This window comes from Leisingera sp. ABD4_442 (assembly GCF_056160905.1).
The window spans coordinates 1-19,877 of sequence record NZ_JBSWYB010000034.1 but is presented as its reverse complement, the minus strand read 5'-3'; the positions used below and the strand labels follow the sequence as shown (position 1 = coordinate 19,877).

At 62.6% G+C, this 19,877-nt stretch carries 20 protein-coding genes; 9 read left to right on the top strand and 11 right to left on the bottom strand.

Going from position 1 to position 19,877, the window contains the following annotated elements; translation table 11 throughout:
- Positions 1-30: 30 nt before the first annotated feature.
- Complete coding sequence (locus ACXAHG_RS19075; RefSeq protein WP_475059889.1) at positions 31-663, bottom strand: ATP-dependent Clp protease proteolytic subunit; 633 nt, start codon at positions 661-663, stop codon at positions 31-33.
- 252 nt (positions 664-915) lie between these two features.
- Here ACXAHG_RS19075 and ACXAHG_RS19070 point away from each other — a divergent pair, with 252 nt between their 5' ends.
- Together ACXAHG_RS19070 and ACXAHG_RS19065 are read left to right on the top strand one after the other, a co-directional pair.
- Entirely contained in the window at positions 916-1,923 is a 1,008-nt protein-coding gene (locus ACXAHG_RS19070; protein ID WP_475059887.1) for a GlxA family transcriptional regulator, read from the top strand.
- Between the two features lie 88 nt (positions 1,924-2,011).
- On the top strand, positions 2,012-3,673 hold the full coding sequence (locus ACXAHG_RS19065) for a peptidase U32 family protein (RefSeq protein WP_475059884.1): 1,662 nt from the start codon (positions 2,012-2,014) through the stop codon (positions 3,671-3,673).
- A 48-nt stretch (positions 3,674-3,721) separates the two neighbouring features.
- On the opposite strand, the gene ACXAHG_RS19060 is transcribed toward ACXAHG_RS19065, so the two are convergent.
- The 9 genes from ACXAHG_RS19060 to ACXAHG_RS19020 form a co-directional block, all read right to left on the bottom strand.
- Positions 3,722-4,720 (bottom strand): c-type cytochrome, encoded by a 999-nt coding sequence (locus ACXAHG_RS19060; protein WP_475059881.1) that lies wholly within the window; start codon positions 4,718-4,720, stop codon positions 3,722-3,724.
- Between the two features lie 130 nt (positions 4,721-4,850).
- A complete protein-coding gene (gene soxC / locus ACXAHG_RS19055) occupies positions 4,851-6,122 on the bottom strand; it encodes a sulfite dehydrogenase (RefSeq protein WP_475059879.1) in 1,272 nt (423 codons plus the stop codon).
- A 91-nt stretch (positions 6,123-6,213) separates the two neighbouring features.
- Positions 6,214-7,911: a thiosulfohydrolase SoxB gene (gene soxB, locus ACXAHG_RS19050; RefSeq protein ID WP_475059876.1), complete on the bottom strand. Its 1,698-nt coding sequence runs from the start codon at positions 7,909-7,911 to the stop codon at positions 6,214-6,216.
- A gap of 99 nt (positions 7,912-8,010) precedes the next feature.
- Positions 8,011-8,862 carry a sulfur oxidation c-type cytochrome SoxA gene (gene soxA / locus ACXAHG_RS19045; RefSeq protein WP_475042707.1) on the bottom strand — a complete coding sequence of 284 codons (852 nt, stop codon included), beginning with the start codon at positions 8,860-8,862 and terminating at the stop codon, positions 8,011-8,013.
- A gap of 74 nt (positions 8,863-8,936) precedes the next feature.
- Positions 8,937-9,266: a thiosulfate oxidation carrier complex protein SoxZ gene (gene soxZ, locus ACXAHG_RS19040; RefSeq protein ID WP_039130330.1), complete on the bottom strand. Its 330-nt coding sequence runs from the start codon at positions 9,264-9,266 to the stop codon at positions 8,937-8,939.
- A 44-nt stretch (positions 9,267-9,310) separates the two neighbouring features.
- Positions 9,311-9,727 carry a thiosulfate oxidation carrier protein SoxY gene (soxY, locus tag ACXAHG_RS19035; RefSeq protein ID WP_475059873.1) on the bottom strand — a complete coding sequence of 139 codons (417 nt, stop codon included), beginning with the start codon at positions 9,725-9,727 and terminating at the stop codon, positions 9,311-9,313.
- Between the two features lie 59 nt (positions 9,728-9,786).
- Positions 9,787-10,263, bottom strand: coding sequence for a sulfur oxidation c-type cytochrome SoxX (gene soxX, locus ACXAHG_RS19030; protein ID WP_475042705.1), 477 nt, complete (start codon positions 10,261-10,263; stop codon positions 9,787-9,789).
- Positions 10,264-10,389: 126 nt separating this feature from the next.
- Complete coding sequence (locus tag ACXAHG_RS19025; RefSeq protein WP_475059871.1) at positions 10,390-10,983, bottom strand: thioredoxin family protein; 594 nt, start codon at positions 10,981-10,983, stop codon at positions 10,390-10,392.
- 19 nt (positions 10,984-11,002) lie between these two features.
- Positions 11,003-11,740: a cytochrome c biogenesis CcdA family protein gene (locus tag ACXAHG_RS19020; protein ID WP_475059868.1), complete on the bottom strand. Its 738-nt coding sequence runs from the start codon at positions 11,738-11,740 to the stop codon at positions 11,003-11,005.
- A 109-nt stretch (positions 11,741-11,849) separates the two neighbouring features.
- Between ACXAHG_RS19020 and ACXAHG_RS19015 the strand changes: the two genes are divergently transcribed.
- The 7 genes from ACXAHG_RS19015 (at position 11,850) to ACXAHG_RS18985 (ending at position 19,528) form a co-directional block, all read left to right on the top strand.
- The gene (locus tag ACXAHG_RS19015; protein WP_475059924.1) at positions 11,850-12,233 is read left to right on the top strand and encodes a hypothetical protein; all 384 of its coding nucleotides are present in this window, start codon (positions 11,850-11,852) and stop codon (positions 12,231-12,233) included.
- A 76-nt stretch (positions 12,234-12,309) separates the two neighbouring features.
- Positions 12,310-12,648: an ArsR/SmtB family transcription factor gene (locus ACXAHG_RS19010; RefSeq protein ID WP_475031116.1), complete on the top strand. Its 339-nt coding sequence runs from the start codon at positions 12,310-12,312 to the stop codon at positions 12,646-12,648.
- 10 nt (positions 12,649-12,658) lie between these two features.
- On the top strand, positions 12,659-13,717 hold the full coding sequence (locus ACXAHG_RS19005; RefSeq protein WP_475059866.1) for a YeeE/YedE family protein: 1,059 nt from the start codon (positions 12,659-12,661) through the stop codon (positions 13,715-13,717).
- A gap of 189 nt (positions 13,718-13,906) precedes the next feature.
- A complete protein-coding gene (locus tag ACXAHG_RS19000; RefSeq protein ID WP_475059921.1) occupies positions 13,907-15,934 on the top strand; it encodes a PhoX family protein in 2,028 nt (675 codons plus the stop codon).
- A 149-nt stretch (positions 15,935-16,083) separates the two neighbouring features.
- Positions 16,084-16,554 carry a DUF302 domain-containing protein gene (locus ACXAHG_RS18995; RefSeq protein WP_475059863.1) on the top strand — a complete coding sequence of 157 codons (471 nt, stop codon included), beginning with the start codon at positions 16,084-16,086 and terminating at the stop codon, positions 16,552-16,554.
- Positions 16,555-16,728: 174 nt separating this feature from the next.
- Positions 16,729-18,342: a thiamine pyrophosphate-binding protein gene (locus ACXAHG_RS18990; RefSeq protein WP_475059860.1), complete on the top strand. Its 1,614-nt coding sequence runs from the start codon at positions 16,729-16,731 to the stop codon at positions 18,340-18,342.
- A complete protein-coding gene (locus tag ACXAHG_RS18985) occupies positions 18,329-19,528 on the top strand; it encodes a CaiB/BaiF CoA transferase family protein (protein ID WP_475059858.1) in 1,200 nt (399 codons plus the stop codon). The genes ACXAHG_RS18990 and ACXAHG_RS18985 overlap by 14 nt, the downstream gene beginning before the upstream one ends.
- 160 nt (positions 19,529-19,688) lie before the next feature.
- Here ACXAHG_RS18985 and ACXAHG_RS18980 read toward each other — a convergent pair.
- Positions 19,689-19,877 (bottom strand): hypothetical protein (locus ACXAHG_RS18980; RefSeq protein WP_475059856.1); only part of this gene is annotated, 189 nt, incomplete at its 5' end.

Here is a 19,877-nt window from a genome sequence, read left to right as displayed (position 1 = left end):
GGGGCACACAGCTGTTCACAACCGCAGGCGTCAGGCCTGCTCGTCATCGCCCTTGGTGCGGTTCTCGACGATCTCGTCGATCAAGCCGAATTCCTTGGCCTCTTCAGGCGACATGAAATTGTCACGCTCCAGCGCATCCACGATGGTGTCATATTCCTGGCCGGTGTGCTTGACGTAGATCTCGTTCAAACGCTTCTTCAGCTTCAGGGTTTCCTCGGCGTGAATCATGATGTCGGTCGCCTGGCCCTGGAAGCCGCCCGAGGGCTGGTGCACCATCACGCGGGAATTCGGCAGCGAGAAGCGCATGCCCGGTTCGCCGGCGGTCAGCAGCAGCGAGCCCATGGATGCCGCCTGGCCGATCACCAGGGTCGAAACCTTCGGCTTGATGTACTGCATGGTGTCATAGATCGACAAACCGCTCGTCACAACGCCGCCGGGGCTGTTGATGTACATCGAGATTTCCTTGGACGGGTTTTCCGCCTCAAGATGCAAGAGCTGCGCAACGATCAGCGAGCTCATCCCGTCGTGCACCGGCCCGTTCAGGAAAATGATCCGCTCCTTCAGCAGACGGGAAAAGATGTCATAGGCCCGCTCGCCCCGGCTGGTCTGTTCAACCACCATCGGGACCAGGGTGTTCATGTATGTTTCTCTGGGATCAATCATTTCGACCTGCCTGCGTTGTTTATGTCCGGCACCATACCCGACGGAGTGTTACCTGAGTCTTAGTATCGCCCCTTTTGACCTGCAAGAGGCGGCAGGCATTTTCACGATGACGCAAACCTGTATCTGGTGTCGCAATCTGCTGGAACGCTGTCGCTATTCTCGGGCTGCTTTCTGCGGCAGGCCCTTAGGAAGCAAAATTAAGTCCGAATTCCGCCTGGTGCTTTGCCCCGGGTGCTGCGCTGGGGTCCCGCCATGTCCGATGACAGCTTCGTTCAGAAAGGCGCCGCCGCCAATCTCGCCGTCCCGTTCGAGGGCGAGCCGCAGGATTTCTATTTCCTGCTGCTGCCCAAGGCGACCATGCTGCCGGTGGCTGCTGCAATCGAACCTCTGCGCATTGCCAACCAGGTGACCGGAACCCGGCTCTACCGCTGGTACATCATGACAGAGGACGGCCAGCCGGTGCGCTGCTCCAACGGCATGGTGGTGACGCCCGACACGCCGCTGCAGCCGCTGCCTTCGGATTCGCTGGGATTTGTTTGCGCAGGCGTCGAGCCGCACAGTGCCGCCAGCGAGGTCACCCTGAACTGGCTGCGCCGCGAAAGCCGCTTTGGCCGTTCCATCGGCGGCATCTGCACCGGCGCCTTTGCGCTCGCGCAGGCGGGATTGATCAAGAACCACAAGTTCACCCTGCACTGGGAAAACCAGCCCGGTTTCCTGGAAAGCTACCCGAGCCTGGCACCCTCGCCCAATATCTTCGAAATCTCCGGCCCGCTGATGACCTGCGGCGGCGGCAATGCCGCGACCGACATGATGCTGCACCTGATCGAGGAGCGCCACGGCAAGCAGCTGGCGATCATCGTTGCCGATATGTGTCTGCATGTGCGCTCCGGCGGCCAGGCGGCGCCGCAGAAGTCGAACTACGCGGTTGCCATCGGCAGCCGCAACCAGCGCCTGCTGAACGCGCTGCAGCTGATGCAGGAATCAATCGAGGAGCCGCTGTCGATCGGCGAGCTGTGCGACCGGCTCGACATCTCCCGCCGCCAGCTGGAACGGCTGTTCTCGCGCTACCTGAACCAAAGCCCGATGCATGTCTATTTCGACATGCGCCTCAGCCATGCCTTTGCGCTGATGAACGAAACCTCGATGAGTGTCACCGAAATCGCACTCGCCTCAGGCTTCAATTCCGCCACCCATTTTTCGCGCCAGTTCAAACGCAAGTTCGGCGCCTCGCCGCATTTCTTCCGCAAGGGCTGGAGCTGACGGCCCCGGTTTGATCCAGCGCAAATCGCACCAGGCCCAGGCCGCGTAAAGGAGCACCTCAAATCCTCCTTTACGCCAGGCCCGACTGATGACCACCAAGCGATCCGAACTGCTAATGCCCGCGGGCAATCTGCGCAAACTGAAAATGGCCATTCTCTATGGCGCCGATGCTGTCTACCTCGGCACCCCCGACATGTCCCTGCGCACTAAATCCGAGTTCACGCTGGAGGAAGTGATCCAGGGCGTGGAATTCTGTCACAGCCATGGCCGCCGCGCGTACCTCACCCTGAACCTGTTTTCGCACAACAAGGACATCCCCAAGCTCGATGAATACATCGAAACCGTCCGCAAGGTGCGCCCCGACGGGCTGATCATCGCGGATCCCGGCGTGTTTCAATACGTGAAAGACCGCGCGCCCGAGATTCCGCTGCATGTCTCTACCCAGGCCAATATCTGCTCCTGGCTGTCGGTCAAGTTCTGGCAGGACCAGGGCGCCGATCTGGTGGTTCTGGCGCGCGAGGTCTCCTATCCCGAGTTGGCCGAAATCCGTGAAAAATGCCCTGATATCAAGCTCGAAGCCTTCGTGCACGGTGCCATGTGCATGACCTACTCCGGGCGCTGCCTGCTCTCCAACTTCATGGCCGAGCGCGGCGCCAACCAGGGCAATTGCGCCAATTCCTGCCGCTGGAACTACGGTGTGCGGATGCGGCTGAAGGACGGCACCGTGCAGGAGCTGGACATCAATGAGACCAACGCGGATATGTTCGAGTTCCTGCTGGAGGAAGGCTGCCGCCCCGGTGAGCTGATGCCGATCGAGGAAGACGGCCGCGGCTCCTACATCCTCAATTCCCGCGACCTCTGCATCATGCCGAAGCTGGACGACTACCTGAAGATCGGCGTCGACAGCCTCAAGGTCGAAGGCCGCGGCAAATCGGAATACTACGCCGCCATCGTGGCCCGCGCCTACCGGATGGCCATCGACGACTACTACGCCGACCCCGAGGGCTGGGACCCCAAGCCCTATATGCGCGAGTTGGAGGCAGCGGGCAGCCGCGGCTACACGCTGGCCTTCCACGATGGGCGCCTGAACAACCTGGCGCATGATTACGAGCACACCGCCAGCCTGGCCCAATGGGAATACGCAGGCGTTGTGACAGAAGTGACTGACGACGCCTTCCACGTTCTGGTCAAGGCCAAGCTGACTGCCGGCGAGGTTCTGGAATTCGTCTCCCCCATTGCCCGCGAAACCGTGCTGCTGCGGGTCTATGACTTCGAGGCCGCCAAAGACGGCAGCCGTACAGAGGTGGTGCACGGCAGCACCCAGACCGTGATCCGCCTGCCCTTTTCGCTGTTCGATCATGAGGACATCGAGGCGCTCAAGGCCCGCTTCCCGGCATTTACCGTCCTGCGCAAGGAACGCGCGTTGACCGAGGAACAATGGAACCGCATCCGCTTTGACAAGCTGACACAAGCTCTTGAAGTCTCAGGCAAAAGCAACCCCAATGCCTACGCCCGCCGCCGCGACGCCCTGGCGGACAGCATCGCGCAGGACAGCAATGAAAAGCGCTTCAAGACCAACCGCGTCGGCACCGAGGGCTGCTGCGGCAAGGGCTGCAACGGCTGCCTGATCTTCTGGCAGGATCCGCAATACGAACTGGCCCGCACCGCGCTGCAAAAACGCAAGCAGGGCGAAATGCTGAGCCGCTCCGAAGCTACCGAACTGAAACGGGCCGCTGGCGAAAGCGTGTAAAAAAAGGGGCGCCACCGGGCGCCCCTTCAAATCCCGCCGCCGAAGGGTCTATTGCGAATAGGACTGCAGATAGGCAATCACAGCCTCAATATCGCTGTCCTTCTTCAGCCCGGCAAAGGACATCTTGGTCCCCTTCATGTATTTCTTCGGCTTCGCCAGAAAGGCCGCAAGTTCGGCCTCATCCCAAACCAGCCCGCCTTCCGCCGCGGCGGCCATCGCCTTGGAATAGCGGAACCCCTCGGCATGGCCAGCAGGCGCGCCGACAATGCCATTCAGGATCGGCCCGGTCCTGGATTTGGCGCCCTCGCCCACCTGATGGCAGGCCTTGCACTTCTTGAAGGTCTTCTCGCCCTTCGCCACCAGCGCCGGATCCAGTACAGCCGCCATTTCAACAGGCGCCTCCGCCTCTGCTGCCGCTTCCTCAAACGGCGCAGCTTCAGCAGGCGCCGCGGCGCTTTCTTCCTCCGGTGTCACGTCCAGCACCATGGCCCGCATGGTGATCTCCACGCTTTCCTTGCAGTTCTCCATGCAGGGCGCCGGATTCCAAAAGTGCTTTTCTGCCTTCAGCCGGTCATCCAGGATGAAGCCTTCTGCATTGGGCAGTTCGACTTCCGCAAAAGTCTCGTCCGACAGCACGAACTCATCGTCCACCAGATCGTTGGAATAGAGGATATACGCCACGATGGCATAGACCTCATCCGGGGTCAGTGACTGCGCATCGCCAAAGGGCATCGAGCGGTTCACATAGTCCCAGGTGGTTGACAGATACGGCCAGTAGCTGCCCACGGTTTTCAGCGGATCATCATGGTCCAGAGTGTCCTGCCCGCCAGCCAGCTTCGGCCAGTTGCCGACGCCCTCGGCAAAGTCGCCATGGCAGACGGCGCATTTTTCGGCAAAGACCTCCTCGCCGGTGAACACATCGCCCGAACCTGCAGGCAGGCCGGTGCCGTCGGGTGCCACATCCAGATCCCAGGCGGCGATTTCCTCCGGCAAAGCGGGGCGGCCAAGGCCGAATTTTTCCGCGGCAACGGGCGAGACAACCGCCATAGATAAAACAGCCGCTGCAACAATGTTCCGCCTGGCCGATAGGCCGGGCAGCGCCCGCCCCTCCCCACGGGAGGGCGCTTTCGCCCCCACCCAGGCTCGGGCGCTGCCCTCAGTGGGTATCGTCAACACTTCAAGAAACCTCGACATTTTCCGCCTCCCCATTTGCCTTGACCCACCAGGTCTGGATGGCGTTGTTGTGATAGATCGAATTCAGCCCCCGCACCTCGCGCAGCTGCGCCTTGGTGGGCTGCACGTAACCGGTGGAATCCTTGGCCCGGGCTTGCAGCAGCATCTCCGAGCCGTCCCAGTTGATGTCCAGATAGAACCGCGTCAGCGCCTTGTCCGTGCCCGGCGCCGCCAGCCGCGCCTCCTGCCAGCTCTTGCCGCCGTCCAGCGACACATCCACACCCGTGACCGCGCCGCGCCCCGACCACGCCAGGCCGGTGATCACCAGCGGCCCGGGCCCGTGCTTGATCGGCGCCTGCGGGCTGGGGCTGGTGACGACGGATTTCGCATCCATCTCCCAGGTCCATTTGCGGCTGACGCCATTGGCCAGCGTATCGGTGTATTTCGAGGTCTCCTCGCGGCTTTCGACCGGCTGGTCCATGACCTCAACCCGGCGCAGCCATTTCACCCACATATTGCCTTCCCAGCCCGGCACCACCAGCCGCACCGGATAGCCATGCTCCTTGCGCAAGGCCTCGCCATTGGCCTTGAAGGCAACCAGCACGTCGTCCATCGCCTTCTCCAGCGGGATCGAGCGCCCGTTTGACGACGCATCCGCGCCCTCCACATAAACCCATTTGCCTTCAGGGCTGACACCGGCCTCCTGCAGCAGCGTCCGCAGCGAGACCCCGGAGTACTCCATGTTGTGGATCATACCATGGGTGAACTGCGCGCCGTTCAGCTGCGCGCCCGCCCATTCCATACCGGAATTCGCCGCGCACTCGCAGAAATAGACCCGGTTCTCGCGCGGGAAGCGCTCCAGGTCCTCGTAGGTGAACACCAGCGGCGTCTCGACCAGCCCGTTAATCATCAGCCGGTAGTCTTCCTTGCGCAGCTCGATGGCGCCGGAATGATGCCGTTCAAACGCACAGCCCTGCGGGGTGATCGTCCCGTCCAGCGCATGGATCGGCGTGAAGTTGATCGAACTGATGGTATCCGCCGTCAGCCACTCCACATTGCGGCGCACCACGTCGTTCTCATACTGGATTGGCAGGCCGTAAGGCGTGGCATCCACCCCCTCGCCCAGACCGCTGGCCCACTCCTGCACTTCGGTAATCAGCGGATCCGGCGTTGCGGCCCTGGCAGCCCCTGCCGCCACCGCCCCTGCCCCGGCAGCTGCCGCCCCGGTCAGGAACTGGCGGCGCGAGGGTGCCAGGCTCTTGGCGTCGTCACTCATATCTCATTGCCTCCTCACATAGATAAATTCACGTTCGTGAATTCAACTGCGTAAAATTTTTTAGCTTATCCCCTGCCGGGGCGGGCGCCGTTTAAGCGCCCGCCACCTGCACGGAGGTGTTCGGATTCAGGGTCACGGTGCCCAGCTTGCGGATATGATCCTCGACCACATCCCAGATCATCGGCCCCTCGGTGCCCTCGTTCACGCTGGCCCAGCCGGCCACCACGTAGGATTTCGCCGGATCAATCGCCTCGCCGGTTTTCAGCAGCGTCATATCCGTGATCCGCTCACCCTGCGGCTTGGTGATGTCGATCCGGTAGCCCATGCCGCCGATCCGCACCATGTCGCCGCCCTGCTGGTAATAGGGATCGGGGTTGAAGATGTTGTCGGCCACATCCTCCAGGATCACCTTGATGAACTCGCCGGTCATCTCCGACCGGTAGGCCTGCCCATAAGACATCGAGGTCACGTTCCAGATGTCCTCACGCGTGATGTCGTCGCCCGGCACCAGCGACGGCCCCCAGCGCACGCCGGGCGACATGGCGATATCCGCCTCCCGCTCACTCAGCAGCGCATCACAGATCAGGTCGTCCCAGGTGCCGTTGAAGTTGCCACGGCGGTACAGAAGCGTATCGGTCTGGCCGATCACCTCTTCCAGCTGCGCCTTGTAAGGCGCACGTTCCGCCTCAATCAGCTGCGTCACCGCCGGGTCCGGCGCGATCACATCCGAGAACACCGGAATCAGCTTGTGCCGCAGCCCCATCAGCTGGCCGTCGCGCACATCCAGATCCACGCGGGAGACGAACTTGCCGTTGGAACCCGACGCGATGATATGGGTCTTGCCCACCAGCACCGGCTCGGGCAGCGCGTCATGGGTATGGCCCGACAGGATCACGTCGATGCCCTGCACCTTGCCCGCCATCTTCTTGTCGACGTCAAAGCCGTTGTGGCTGAGGACCACAACCAGATCAGCGCCCGCGGCGCGGACCTCATCCACCATGGCCTGCATGTTTTCGTCACGGATGCCGAACGAATACTCCGGGAACATCCAGCCCGGGTTGGCAATCGGCATGTACGGGAACGCCTGGCCGATCACCGCCACCTTGGCACCGCCGCGTTCAAAGAACTTGTAGGGTTTGAACAGCTCGGCCGGCTCGTCCCATTCCGCGTCAAAGATGTTCTGTCCAAGCGCCGCAAAGGGCAGGTCCTCGACAATCTCATTCACCCGCTCAGACCCCAGCGTGAATTCCCAGTGAAAGGTCATCGCATCCGGCTTCAGCGCGTTCATCACATTGACCATGTCCTGACCCGCCGTGTGATGGCAGGTATAGGAGCCATGCCAGGTGTCACCGCCGTCAAACAGCAGCGCATCGGGGCGGTCGGCGCGGATCGCGTTGATGATCGTCGCCATCCGGTCCAGCCCGCCGACACGTCCATACCCCTTCGCCAGCGACGCGAAATCATCATAGGTCAGCGCATAGGCCGAGGGGCTGCCATCATTGATGCCATAGGCCTTGCGGAAGTCAGCACCGGTAATGTGCGGCACGTGGCCTTTGTTGCCGCCGACGCCCAAATTGATCGACGGCTCGCGGAAATAGATCGGCTTCAATTGCCCATGAATATCCGTCACATGGATCAGGCTGATATTGCCAAAGGTGTCAAACTCCAAGAGCTGGTCCTGGGTCAATGACTGCTGCGCAGCCAGCCGCGCCCAATTGCCAAAGCCTGACGCCCCCACCATGGCCGAGGCGGCCATGGAAACCTGCAGAAAATCGCGGCGCGAGATCATGTGTACCGGTATCCTGTGTGCTTGCGCGACATATTCGCACAAATGAATGTTTCAAAAGAGAGACGCCCCGCACCTGGCAACAGGCGCGGGGCGCAAAGATCAGTTGCGGACGGAAGGCGCTTCGACCGACAGCCCGTTGCCGCGCGACGCGACATAGAGCTCCAGTGCGACGAAGTCCGCCGAACCCGGCTTGTAGGTCTCAGCCCGGGTATCGCGCACGCAGCCCTTAAAGCGCGCATGGGCAGTGTTCAGCTTGGTGTTCTTCAAGCGGTACACCGGGAAGCCGTTGATATGGCCCTGGCTCAGGTGGTCGGCGCGGATCATGTTGCCATAATTGTCCTCATGGCAGTTCGCGCAGGACAGCTCCAGCTGGCCGGTGCGGGTGTAGTACATTTCCTTACCCTTCTCCCAGGTGGACTGGGCCGGGCCGTCGATAGCCACGTTCACCGGCATCCCGCGGGACTGGACCGAAATCAAAGCCTCCATCGCGGCCATCTTGCCGCCGGAGTATTTCCACTTCTCGGCGCCCATCTGGTTTTCGCGGCAGTCGTTGATCTGCATGTTCAGGGTGCGGACCTCGCCGGCGGCGTCGCTCCACTTGGGATAGACAGCACGCACGCCTTTCATGCTTTCCTCGACATCATCGTGGCAGGAAGCGCAGGATTTGCCCTCGGAGCCTTCGACAGTGTTCCAAGCATCCAGAGCCTGATCGACAAAGATCATTGCCGGATTTTCAAAGTCGTCCATCTGCAGGGCCTGGGTTTCATCCTTGCGGAAGTGCCAGCCCGACATAATCTCATCAACCGCATCCGCGATATGCGCAGGCGCGGCGGCTTTGGTGACCATCTCGATTTCCTCGTTGACCACCAGCTTGTCGTCATCGGGGCCTGCACCTGCCGCCATAGGCAGCGCCAGCACAGCGGCAATTGCTGTGATTGCCTTTTTGTTCATTCCCTGTCCTCCCTTGGGTGCCTGCCCTGCCCGGATCACACCGGACAGGACGCGTGCCTGAGATCCGGAACGGATCAGCCGATGGCGATTTTCTTCTTGGTGTCGTAGACCGAGCCGTCGTCGTCATACCAGGTGAAGACAAATTCACCGGCTTCCGGCACGACAGCGTCGAACTCGAAATAAGGGTTGGTGGAGATCGCGGGCTCCATCGCGACGTCCAGCACCGTCTCGCCATTGAAGGCGCAGGTGAAGCGGTTGATGATCGAGCGCGGGATCAGATTGCCCTCTTTATCCTTGCGCTGGCCGCTTTCCATCTTGTGGCTGATCAGGGTCTTGATGGTGACCGTATCGCCGGCAGCGGCTGTTTTCGGGACCTTGACGCGGGGTTTAACACCGGATGCCATGTCTTTAATTCTCCTTAAGAATTCCGTTTGACGGGCGGACGGGCTCAGCCGCCGCAGCCGCCGATGGTAACCTTGACGGTGGCGCTTGCCTTGGCGAATGAGCCATCGGCCAGCTTGGCAACCGCAACCACGTCCTGGGTTCCCGCCAGGCGGATCCGGGTCGAGGCCGACTGCTGCGCCGCACCGGGGCCAAAGTTGAAGGTCGCGACACCCGGTTCCGGGTTGCCGGTGGCCAGCACCAGGATTGCGGCGGCGCCAGGCGCCTCGACCGAGATCGGCACGGTGTTGCCGTTTTCGGCAATCTCAGGCGCGTTCAGGGTAACACCGCCCTCGGCCATATCGGCCCCGCCGGTAAAGGCAGCGATCCGGTCGTCTGCGGCCGCGTTCACCTGGAACGGCAGCACGGTAACCACGGCAGCACCCAGGCCAAGGGCCAGGGTCTCACGGCGTGAGAACTCCATCATATCTCTCCTATAAATTCACTTCGGCAGCGGCGCGCGGGATGCCCCCGCCCGGTGCCTCACTCTTCTTTCAGCGTCGCCAGGAACGCGACCACATCTTCGATCTCCTGCGCCGTCAGGATCGGCGGCAGCGGCTCGGCCCCGGCTTTGCCGGTATAGGCGTCGCCCGGGCGGGTGAAGCCATCGACCTTGTAGAAGGCCGGCATCATGGTGCCCTCGAACGTCATCTTGGCATTGGCCACCAGGCCGCGCAGTTCTTCCTCGCTCCAGCGGTCGCCTGCACCGTCCAGCGACGGGCCGATCTCGCCATGGAACGGCACATCGGCAAGTGCTGTCACCTGATGGCAGGCCACGCAGTTGCCCTTGGACTTGGTGCCTGCAATCACCGCGCCGCTGGCGGCATCGCCCGCAACCCCGGTCAGCGAGGCGGCAATCTCGCCGTATTCGCCATACTGCACCGCTTTCGGAGCAACCTCGCCAGCCCAAGCCGCGGCACCCGCCAGGCTCAGCGCCAGTGTCAGAGATGTAAGCTTCATGTATCCTCCCAATGGCTGCCGCATCTGAGTGCGGTTGCTTAGCTGCTGCATACCGTAGGCCACAGCCGGACCAATACGCAACAACAAATTCATTATTGTGAATTTTTGCATTTTGTGCGCCAGACCCTAGTCTGCGGATCCATTATTGCGCTCCTGAATCATCCGCGCATGATAGCGCTGGAAATCCTCTCCGTTATCAAGCGCATAGCGCTTTTCATTGACCCATGTAAACATGTCCAGCGTGGTTCCCGCGCCAAAGGCGCCCGGCATCATCGCCACCGCCGCTTCGGGAGCTGTGACGTTTTCGCTCACCTCCTCCGGCAGGAACAGAATCGTCGGCGTGAACAGCACGCCCCATTTGCGCGCCATCTCTTTTTCCGGCAGCGCCGCGCCGTCAAAGTCAGTGACCTCCACATCGCCATAGAGGTTCAGCTGCACGACAAAGAAATTCTCCTCAATGTACCGGCTGATTTCCGGCCGGGGAAAGGTCTCCTCATGCATCTTGGTGCAATAGATACAGCCGCGCTGTTCAAAGATCAGCGCCAGCCGTTTACCCTCGCCATTGGCCTCTTCCAGATCCTCGCGCAGGTCCTTGAAAGTCTCCCGCATCCACGCGGTCTTGTGCAGCCCGTCATCCCCCAGCTCCGCCGCTGAGAGGGGCCCGGACAAGGGCACGGCCAGCACCGCCATCATTAACAGTTTCGCAATATTTCTCAGCATGTTGACCTCCACACTTCACTTATCCAATTGAGCTGAACCCCGGCATCCAGCGGATCATCGCCTCGGCAATCAGCCGCACCCCGCCAGTGGCGATCAGCACCGCAAACAGCACCAGCATCGCGCCCATGCCCTTTTCCACCCAGGCAAAGGCCGCGCGGTGCCGCGCCACCCAGCCCAGGAACGGCTGCGCAAACAGCGCCGCCACCACAAAAGGCGCCGTCATCCCCAGCCCGTAGACCAGCAACAGCACTCCGCCCCGCCAGATGTCCCCCATGCCCGAGGCGATCATCAGGATCGACGCCAGCGCAGGCCCCACGCACGGTGTCCAGCCAAAGCCAAAAGCCAGCCCCATCAGATAGGCCCCCAGCACTGACGAAGGCTCCGCGCGGCTCTCCATGCGCGCCTCGCGGTACAGCAGCGGGATTTTCACAACACCCAGGAAATGCAGCCCGAACAGCAGCAAAAGCGCCGCCGCACCATAAGACAGCACCTCCAGGTACTGGCCGAACAGCTGCCCCAGCGCTGTCGCCCCCATGCCCATCAGCATGAACACCGTGGTCACCCCGGCGGCAAAACAGCAGGCCGACACCAGCAGCCGCCGCTGCGCGCCAGCGGCAATCGCCCCGTCCCCACGCAGCTCTGCCATCGACAGCCCGCCCATGTATGACAGATAAAACGGCACCATCGGCAGAATACAGGGGGTGAAAAAGCTCAGCAAACCTGCGAACAAGGCGCCAAACAGGGTAATTTCCAGCATGTCTCCCCCCGGCCGACCCACGCGAACGTTATCCGGGCCCGGCTTGTGTCATTCACATATTCGAATTACGTTGTATCAGGTAAAGCCGTCAACAGGTGGAATGACACATATGCACGCAATCCGGCAACTGGCTGCCGCCGCAGCCCTGACCCTGACTGCTCTGCCCGCCTGGGCGGCGGAACTGGTGATGGTCGAACAGGCAGGATGCGAATGGTGCGCCCGCTGGAATGAGGAGATCGCCCCGATCTACCCCAAGACAGCCGAAGGCAAACACGCCCCGCTGCGCCGGGTCGACTTGCGCGCCTTGCCCGATGATCTGCTGGTCGTGCGCCGGGTCATGTTCACCCCCACCTTCCTGGTGGTCGAGGACGGCAAGGAACAGGCCCGGCTCGAAGGCTACCCCGGCGAAGATTTCTTTTGGCCTTTGCTGGCAGATTTGCTAACCGCCCATACAGGGTTTGTTGATAATACGCACACTCAAGGCGGCAGCTGACCGCCTCGGCAGAACAAACCGGTCTGGGCAAGAAAAGATAGAGAGCGGCGCCCATGCGCCGCCCAGGAGACGGCAGATGGCACTACCGCAGTTTTCCGCGGACATGGATCCGGCAGAAATGGACAAGATGGTCGAGAACGCGACCAAGGCCTCCAATTTCCTCAAGGCGATCAGCCACGAGGGCCGTTTGATGATCCTCTGCCACCTGGTTTCGGGCGAGAAATCAGTTACTGAGCTGGAGGAGCTTTTGTCCGCCCGCCAGGCCGCCGTCTCACAGCAGCTTTCCCGCCTGCGGCTCGAAGGGCTGGTCATTCCCCGCCGCGAGGGCAAGGCGATCTACTACCGCCTGGCAGACGACAAACCCCGCCGGATGCTGGAAACGGTCTATGACCTGTTCTGCAACGACGGCAGCTGAACCTTTTTGAATGTTTGACCTCCTGACAGAACACCAGATAGCCGCCTGTTTCGGGCTGCTGGGCGGTGTTCTGCTGGGACTGGCCGCGCGGCTGGGACGGTTTTGCACATTGGGCGCTATCGAAGACCTGCTCTACGGCGGCTCCTCCCTGCGGATGCGGATGTGGGGCGTGGCCATCGGCGTGGCCGTCACCGCCAGCTTCGCGCTGACCGGCCTGGGGCTGGTGGATGCGGGCCAATCTTTTTACCTCTCGATCCGCTGGATGCCCGCCGCTTCCATCCTGGGCGGGCTGATGTTCGGCTACGGCATGGCGCTCAGCGGCAACTGCGGCTACGGCGCCATTGCGCGGCTTGGCGGCGGCGACCTGCGCAGCTTTGTGATTGTGCTGGTGATGGGCGTCTCCACTTATGTGGTGCTGGCAGGCCCCCTCGCCCCCTTGCGGAACTATTTCTTCGAACAGCAGGACGTCACCACCGACATCCCGCCGGGACTGGCCCATTACGCCGCTGCCTGGAGCGGCCTGCCGCTGGCCGCCATCGGCGTCACTGCCGGCGTTCTGATCCTGATCGCCGCGCTGGCCAATGCGGAAATCCGCAGGGACAGACAGGCCCTGTTCTGGTCGGCCATCGTAGGGCTTGCCGTCACCTCCGGCTGGGCCGGCACCACTTACGTCAACGCCGAAGGGTTCGAGGCGCTGCCGGTGGTCTCCCACTCCTTCTCCGCCCCTTTGGGCGAGACCATCCTCTGGACCATGACCGGCTCCTTGCGCCCGCTGTCCTTTGCCGTCGGCTCCATCGCCGGGGTCTGGACCGGCGCCTTCACCGGCTCGCTGATCAAGGGGCATTTCCGCTGGGAGGCCTGCGAGGACCCGCGCGAACTGCGCCGCCAGATCATCGGCGCCGCGATCATGGGCGCAGGCGCGGTGATTGCCATGGGCTGCACCGTCGGCCAGGGCCTCAGTGCCTTTTCTCTGCTTGCAGTCTCTGCCCCCGTTACCATGCTGGCAATCTTCGCCGGCGCCGCCATCGGCCTGCGCCAGTTGATTGAGGGCTTCCGCCCGGCGGAGTAACCAGCAGACTTCAGCGGACGCAAGCCGGGTGGCCCGGCGGCAGGAAAATTCTGGCATCCCGCGCACTTTTCACTAAGGGTTGCGAATTAGTTACTCGCCGCTCTTAACTTTGCGGGCAACGCTGCCCCCGACTTAGCCAGGCCAATCCCCGCACCGGAGACCGCTTTGACCTCGAACCGCAAACAGATCATTAGAGACCTGCGAACCGGCAACAAGGCCGAAGCCTTTGAGGCCGCAGACGACATCCCGGTCAATCCCAACGCGGACAGAGCCATCGGCGGGATCATCGCCGCCCGCTACAACCGCCGGGGCGTTCTGACCGGGCTGCTGGGCACCTCTGCTGCGGCAGCCCTGTTCGGCGCCTCTCCCCTGGCCGCAACTCTGGCCGCACCGCGCCCGGCCGGCGCCGCGGCCGCCCAAAGCCGCTATGTTTTTGACGAGCTGGATTGGGGCGTTGACGAAACCCATCATGTCGCCGGCGGCTATGACGCAGACATCCTCCTGCGCTGGGGCGACCCGGTCCTCCCCGGGGCGCCGGCGTTCGACGTAAGGAACCAGAGCGCCGCGGCCCAGCTGCAGCAGTTCGGTTATAACAACGACTATGTGGGTTTCCTGCCCCTGAACGCCGAAGGCACCCGCGGCCTGTTATGCGTGAACCACGAATACACCAATGAAGAGGTCATGTTCCCCGGCCTCGGCCGCCAGGACAAGGCCGAATTCGCCGGAATGACCCGGGAGCTGGCCGAGATCGAAATGGCCGCCCACGGCGGCTCCGTGGTCGAGATCACCCGGAACCCGGACGGCAAATGGGCAGTTGTGCGGAACGGCAAGCTGAACCGCCGCATCTCTCCGCTGGACACGGTGATGGCTGTTGATGGCCCCGCTGCAGGCCACCCGCGGATGCAGACCAGCGCCGACCCCGGCGGACGTGAGGTCATCGGCACCCTGAACAATTGCGCCGGCGGCATGACCCCATGGGGCACCTGGCTGATGGCAGAGGAGAACTTCCACGGATACTTCTGGACAGACCGGCTGGACGCCGAAGGCGAACCGGATCTTTCCGGCCAGGCTGAAGCCGCACAGATGGCCCGCTATAATATTCCTTCAATGTGGTACGCCTGGGGCAAATACCACCAGCGTTTCAACATCGACAAAGACCCCAATGAGGTCAACCGCTTCGGCTGGGTGGTTGAGGTCGATCCCATGGACCCGCTCTCGGTCCCGGTCAAGCGCACTGCCCTCGGCCGCTTCGCGCATGAGGGTGCGGAGACTACGGTGTCTAAGACGGGGCATCTGGTTGTCTATATGGGCGACGATGCCCGGTTCGAATACGTCTACAAATATGTGTCAGCCGGCGTGGTGACAGAGGACCCGGCCGCCAACGCAGGCCTGCTGCGCGACGGCACGCTTTTTGCAGCCCGCTTCAACAGCGACGGCAGCCACGACTGGCTGCCGCTGGTGCATGGCCAGGGTCCGCTCACGGCGGAAAACGGCTTTGCCAGCCAGGCGGATGTGCTGATTGACGCCCGCCTGGCCGCCGATGCGCTTGGGGCAACCCCAATGGACCGCCCCGAAGACCTCTCGCCGCGCGGCGACGGCACCGCCTATGTGATGCTCACCAACAACTCCAAACGGCGTGCGGGCCAGACCGACGCCGCCAACCCCCGGGCCAGGTCGGACTTCGGCCATATCATCGAACTCAAGGAAGACAGCGGCGACCATGCTGCCCGCCAAGGCCGCTGGTCCATCCTGGTGCAATGCGGCGACCCCGAAGTCGCCGCCGTGGGGGCCCGATGGAACCCGGAAACCTCGGAAAACGGCTGGTTCAGCTCTCCCGATAATTGCACTATCGACGCCGCGGGCCGTCTGTGGGTCGCCACCGATCAGGGCCGCAAGTGGGACAAGACTGGCAAAGCCGACGGACTCTACGGCATGGAAACCGAAGGCGCCCTGCGCGGCCACTCCAAGCTTTTCTTCCGTTGCCCTGTGGGCGCAGAGCTTTGCGGTCCGTATTTCACCCCGGATAATGAAACCCTGTTTCTGGCGATCCAGCACCCCGGCACCGACGGCACCACAAGCCTGAAGGGGTTCGAACGCGCCTCCACCTTCGAGGACCCCGCCACCCGCTGGCCGGACTTCGATCCTGCGATGCCGCCGCGTCCTGCGGTGGTGGCGGTGACGAAACAGGGCGGTGGCAAAATCGCAGTCCGCTCCTGAAATCCGCTGCAGCCATACAGAGCGCGCCCCGTCAGGACCGCGCACAGGTTTCAGCCCTGCCGGGCAGCCTGCCGCCTGCCGCACGCAATTGTGAGCCGCCGTCCTGCCGCTTTGCCGTAGATGTTGAACCATGTCCGACGGAGACGCCCATGCCATTCAAACGCCTGACAGCCGCCTTAGTCCTTGCAGCCTCAGCCGCCTCAGCGGGCAGCATAACAGCGCGGGACGGCTGGGCTGTGCATGAAACGGAAAAACCGTTTGAGCAGCTGATCGCCGATGTCAAAGCCGCCGCCAAGGCCGAAGGCCTGGGCGTCGTCACTCAGGCAGGCCCCACCGGCGCTGCCGCCGCCCGCGGCATCACCATCCCCGGCAACCGTGTAATCGGTCTCTTTAACAACGACTTCGCGGTAAAGATCCTGGCGCTCTCGACCGCGGCGATGATCGAGGCCCCGGTGCGCATGTATGTGACTGAGGAACAAGACGGCAGCGCCACGCTGTCCTACAAGCTGCCCTCCCATGTCTTTGCGCCCTACGCAGATGAAGGCGGTCCTGAACTGGCTGACCTTGCAGGCCTGCTCGACCGCCGCTTCGCGCAGATCGCCCGGCGGGCGCAAGAATAGCAGGCCCCGCCCAAACCCTTGGCTTCTTTTCTGGTCAGCCATACCCCCGCCACAGGCTTGGCGAATGAAATGCGCCAAATTCCGCCGCAGCATTTCTCACACTGGCGTGAGCGGGCTTGCACGCGCGCGCAGCCTCGGCAATCTGGCGGCAAATCAACGGATTGGACGGACAAGATGACAGAGACCCTTCGCGCGGCAGATGTACTGGCCCGGCGGCTATACGAGGCAGGCTGCCGGCATGCCTTCGGAATGCCCGGCGGCGAGGTTCTGACCTTGGTGGATGCCCTGACCAAGGCGGGCATCACGTTCCACCTGGCCAAGCATGAAAACTGCGCAGGGTTCATCGGCGAAGGCGTGCACCATGCTGACGGCGCGCCGGTTATTCTGGTCGCAACCCTCGGCCCCGGCGCGCTGAATGGCATCAACGTGGTCGCCAATGCCCACCAGGACCGGGTACCGATGCTGGTGCTGACTGGCTGCGTCGACGCCGCCGAGGAGCAGAGCTATACCCACCAGGTCCTCGACCACCGCGCAGTGTTCACCCCGATCACCAAGGCCACTTTCCGCCTGGATGCCGGGGCCGCCGATCTGATTGCTGACAAAGCCGTCGCCATTGCAACCGAACCGCGCAACGGGCCGGTGCATATTGACGTGCCGATCTCCACCGCAGATGCGCCGGCCAGGGACCGCGGCATCCGCCGCGCGCCTGCAAGTCCTGGCGCGCCAAGCGGCGAGGCATTGACGCAGGCGCGTTCCTGGCTGGCGGCCGCCACGCGTCCGGTTGCAGTGATCGGCCTGGATGCGCTGCAGGAAAACGCAGGCACCGCCATTCGCGGCTTTGTTGAAAAGCACCAGATCCCTTTCGTCACCAGCTACAAGGCCAAAGGGATCATCCCCGAAGACCACCCGCTGTGCCTGGGCGGTGCGGGCCTGTCGCCGCTGGCCGACAAGCACCTGCTTCCGCTGGTGCAGGAGGCTGATCTGGTGCTGTCCATCGGCTATGACCCGATCGAGATGCGCCCCGGCTGGCGCAACGTCTGGGATGTGAAAACCCAGAACGTCATCGACATCGCACCAGAGGCCAACACGCACTATATGCATCAGGCAGGCCTCAATTTCCTGACCGCCATCGCCCCCACTCTGGAGGCGCTGTCAGAAGGCACACCCACGCAACTGACCAGGACAAACAACCGCCCGGCAGCCGTCAAATCCGCACTGGCAGAGGCCTTTTCGAAGGACGACGATTGGGGCCCGGCAGGCGTCATCGCCGAATGCCGCGCCACCCTGCCGCCGGAGACGCTCGCCACTGCAGACAGCGGCGCCCACCGGATCCTGCTCAGCCAGATGTGGGACTGTTCTGAGCCGCGCGGGCTGATCCAGTCTTCGGCGCTGTGCACCATGGGCTGTGCGGTGCCGATGGCAATCGGGCGCAAGCTGGCGCAGCCGGAGCGTCCGGTGGTCAGCTTTTCAGGTGATGCCGGGTTCCTGATGGTGGCCGGTGAACTCTCCACCGCCGCCGAACTGGGCGCAGCCCCCATATTCGTGGTCTTTGCCGACGCCAGCCTGGCGCTGATCGAGCTGAAACAGCGCCAGCGCCAGCTGGCCAATGGCGGTGTCGACTTTGCCGAGCATGACTTTGCCGCCATGGGCCGGGCGTTCGGCGGCAACGGTGTCACCGTCACCAGCCGCAGCGAATTGCGCGCCGCCCTGCAGGATGCAATGGCAGCGGAAAAATTCACCGTCATTTCAGCAGTGATCGACCGCGGAGGCTACGATGGCCGGATCTGATCTTCTCCCGCATGGCGCGCTGAAGGGCGTCAAGGTTCTGGACCTCTCCCGCATCCTGGCCGGTCCCACCTGCACCCAGCTTCTGGGCGACCTCGGCGCCACGGTGATCAAGGTAGAAAACCCCAAAACCGGCGGTGATGACACCCGCCAGTGGGGGCCTCCTTACGTAGTGGATGCTGAGGGGCAGCAATCCGACCTCTCGGCCTATTTCATGTCCGCCAACCGCAACAAACGTTCCGTGGCCATTGACATTGCCACCGAGGAGGGCCAGCAGGCCATCCGCCGCCTGGCGGCAGAGGCTGATATCCTGATCGAAAACTTCAAACCCGGCGGACTGGCGAAATACGGGCTGGACTATGCCAGCCTCAAGGACAATCTGCCCGGGCTGATCTACTGTTCGATCTCCGGCTACGGCCAGACAGGCCCCAACAGCCACAAACCTGGCTATGACATCATGGCGCAGGGTTTTGGCGGCATCATGTCGCTGACCGGCGAACCCGACGGCCAGCCGATGAAGGCAGGCGTCGGCATTGCTGACGTCATGTGCGGCATGTATGCCTGCATCGGAATCCTCAGCGCCCTGCATCACCGCGAGAAAACCGGCGAAGGCCAGCAGATCGACCTCGCCCTGGTCGACGCGCAGATCGCCTGGCTGATCAACGAAGGCGTGGCTTACCTGAACACCGGCAACATCCCCAAACGCCGCGGCAATGAGCACCCCAGCATCATGCCCTATGGCGTTTATGAGACCTCCGACGGCCATGTGATCCTGGCAGTGGGCAACGACAGCCAGTTCCAGCGCTTCATGGAGTTCTTGAAGCTGGAAGGCCTGGCTGAGGATCCCCGCTTTGCCACCAACCCGGCCCGTCTGCAGAACCGCGATGCGCTGAATGCAGTCCTCATCCCCACCGTGCAGCGCTATACGACGGATGAGGTGCTGGCGGCGATGGAGGCCCGCAAGGTGCCCGCCGGGCCGGTGCAGAACCTGGAAACTCTGTTTGCCACCGGTCAGGTCGCAGCCCGCGAGATGTCCATTCCGATGGAAACCGCGGCAGGCCCGGTGAAACTGCTGGGCAATCCGCTGAATTTCTCCCGCACGCCTGTAACATACCGGCACGCCCCGCCCCGCTGCGGCGAAGGAACGGAAGAGATTCTGGGCGCGGATGCCCCGTTCGAGACCGGCTAAGCCCCCAAAACACGGCAGTTTTCCGCCAAGTGTTACAGTTTCCGGCAAATCACCGCCAAACCGGCGGTGGTTTCGCCGCCCCTTAACCATTCCTGTTGCAGGAATTTCGACGGAAATCTTACACATCCGGCGAAATTTACAGCCAAACACACACAGGCCATCACCAAAGCGCGAGCGGGGTTCGCCGGCACCAATCTGATGATCTAATCTTCAGCAGGACACGGAAACCGCTTTTCAATTCGAGAACAAAGATTGGACTCCCATGACGCATGATATCTTCGGCCAAGACAGCAGCCTGACCGATGCAGCAGCCCTGCAGGATTGGAATGCCGTGCAGCTGGGCGTCCTG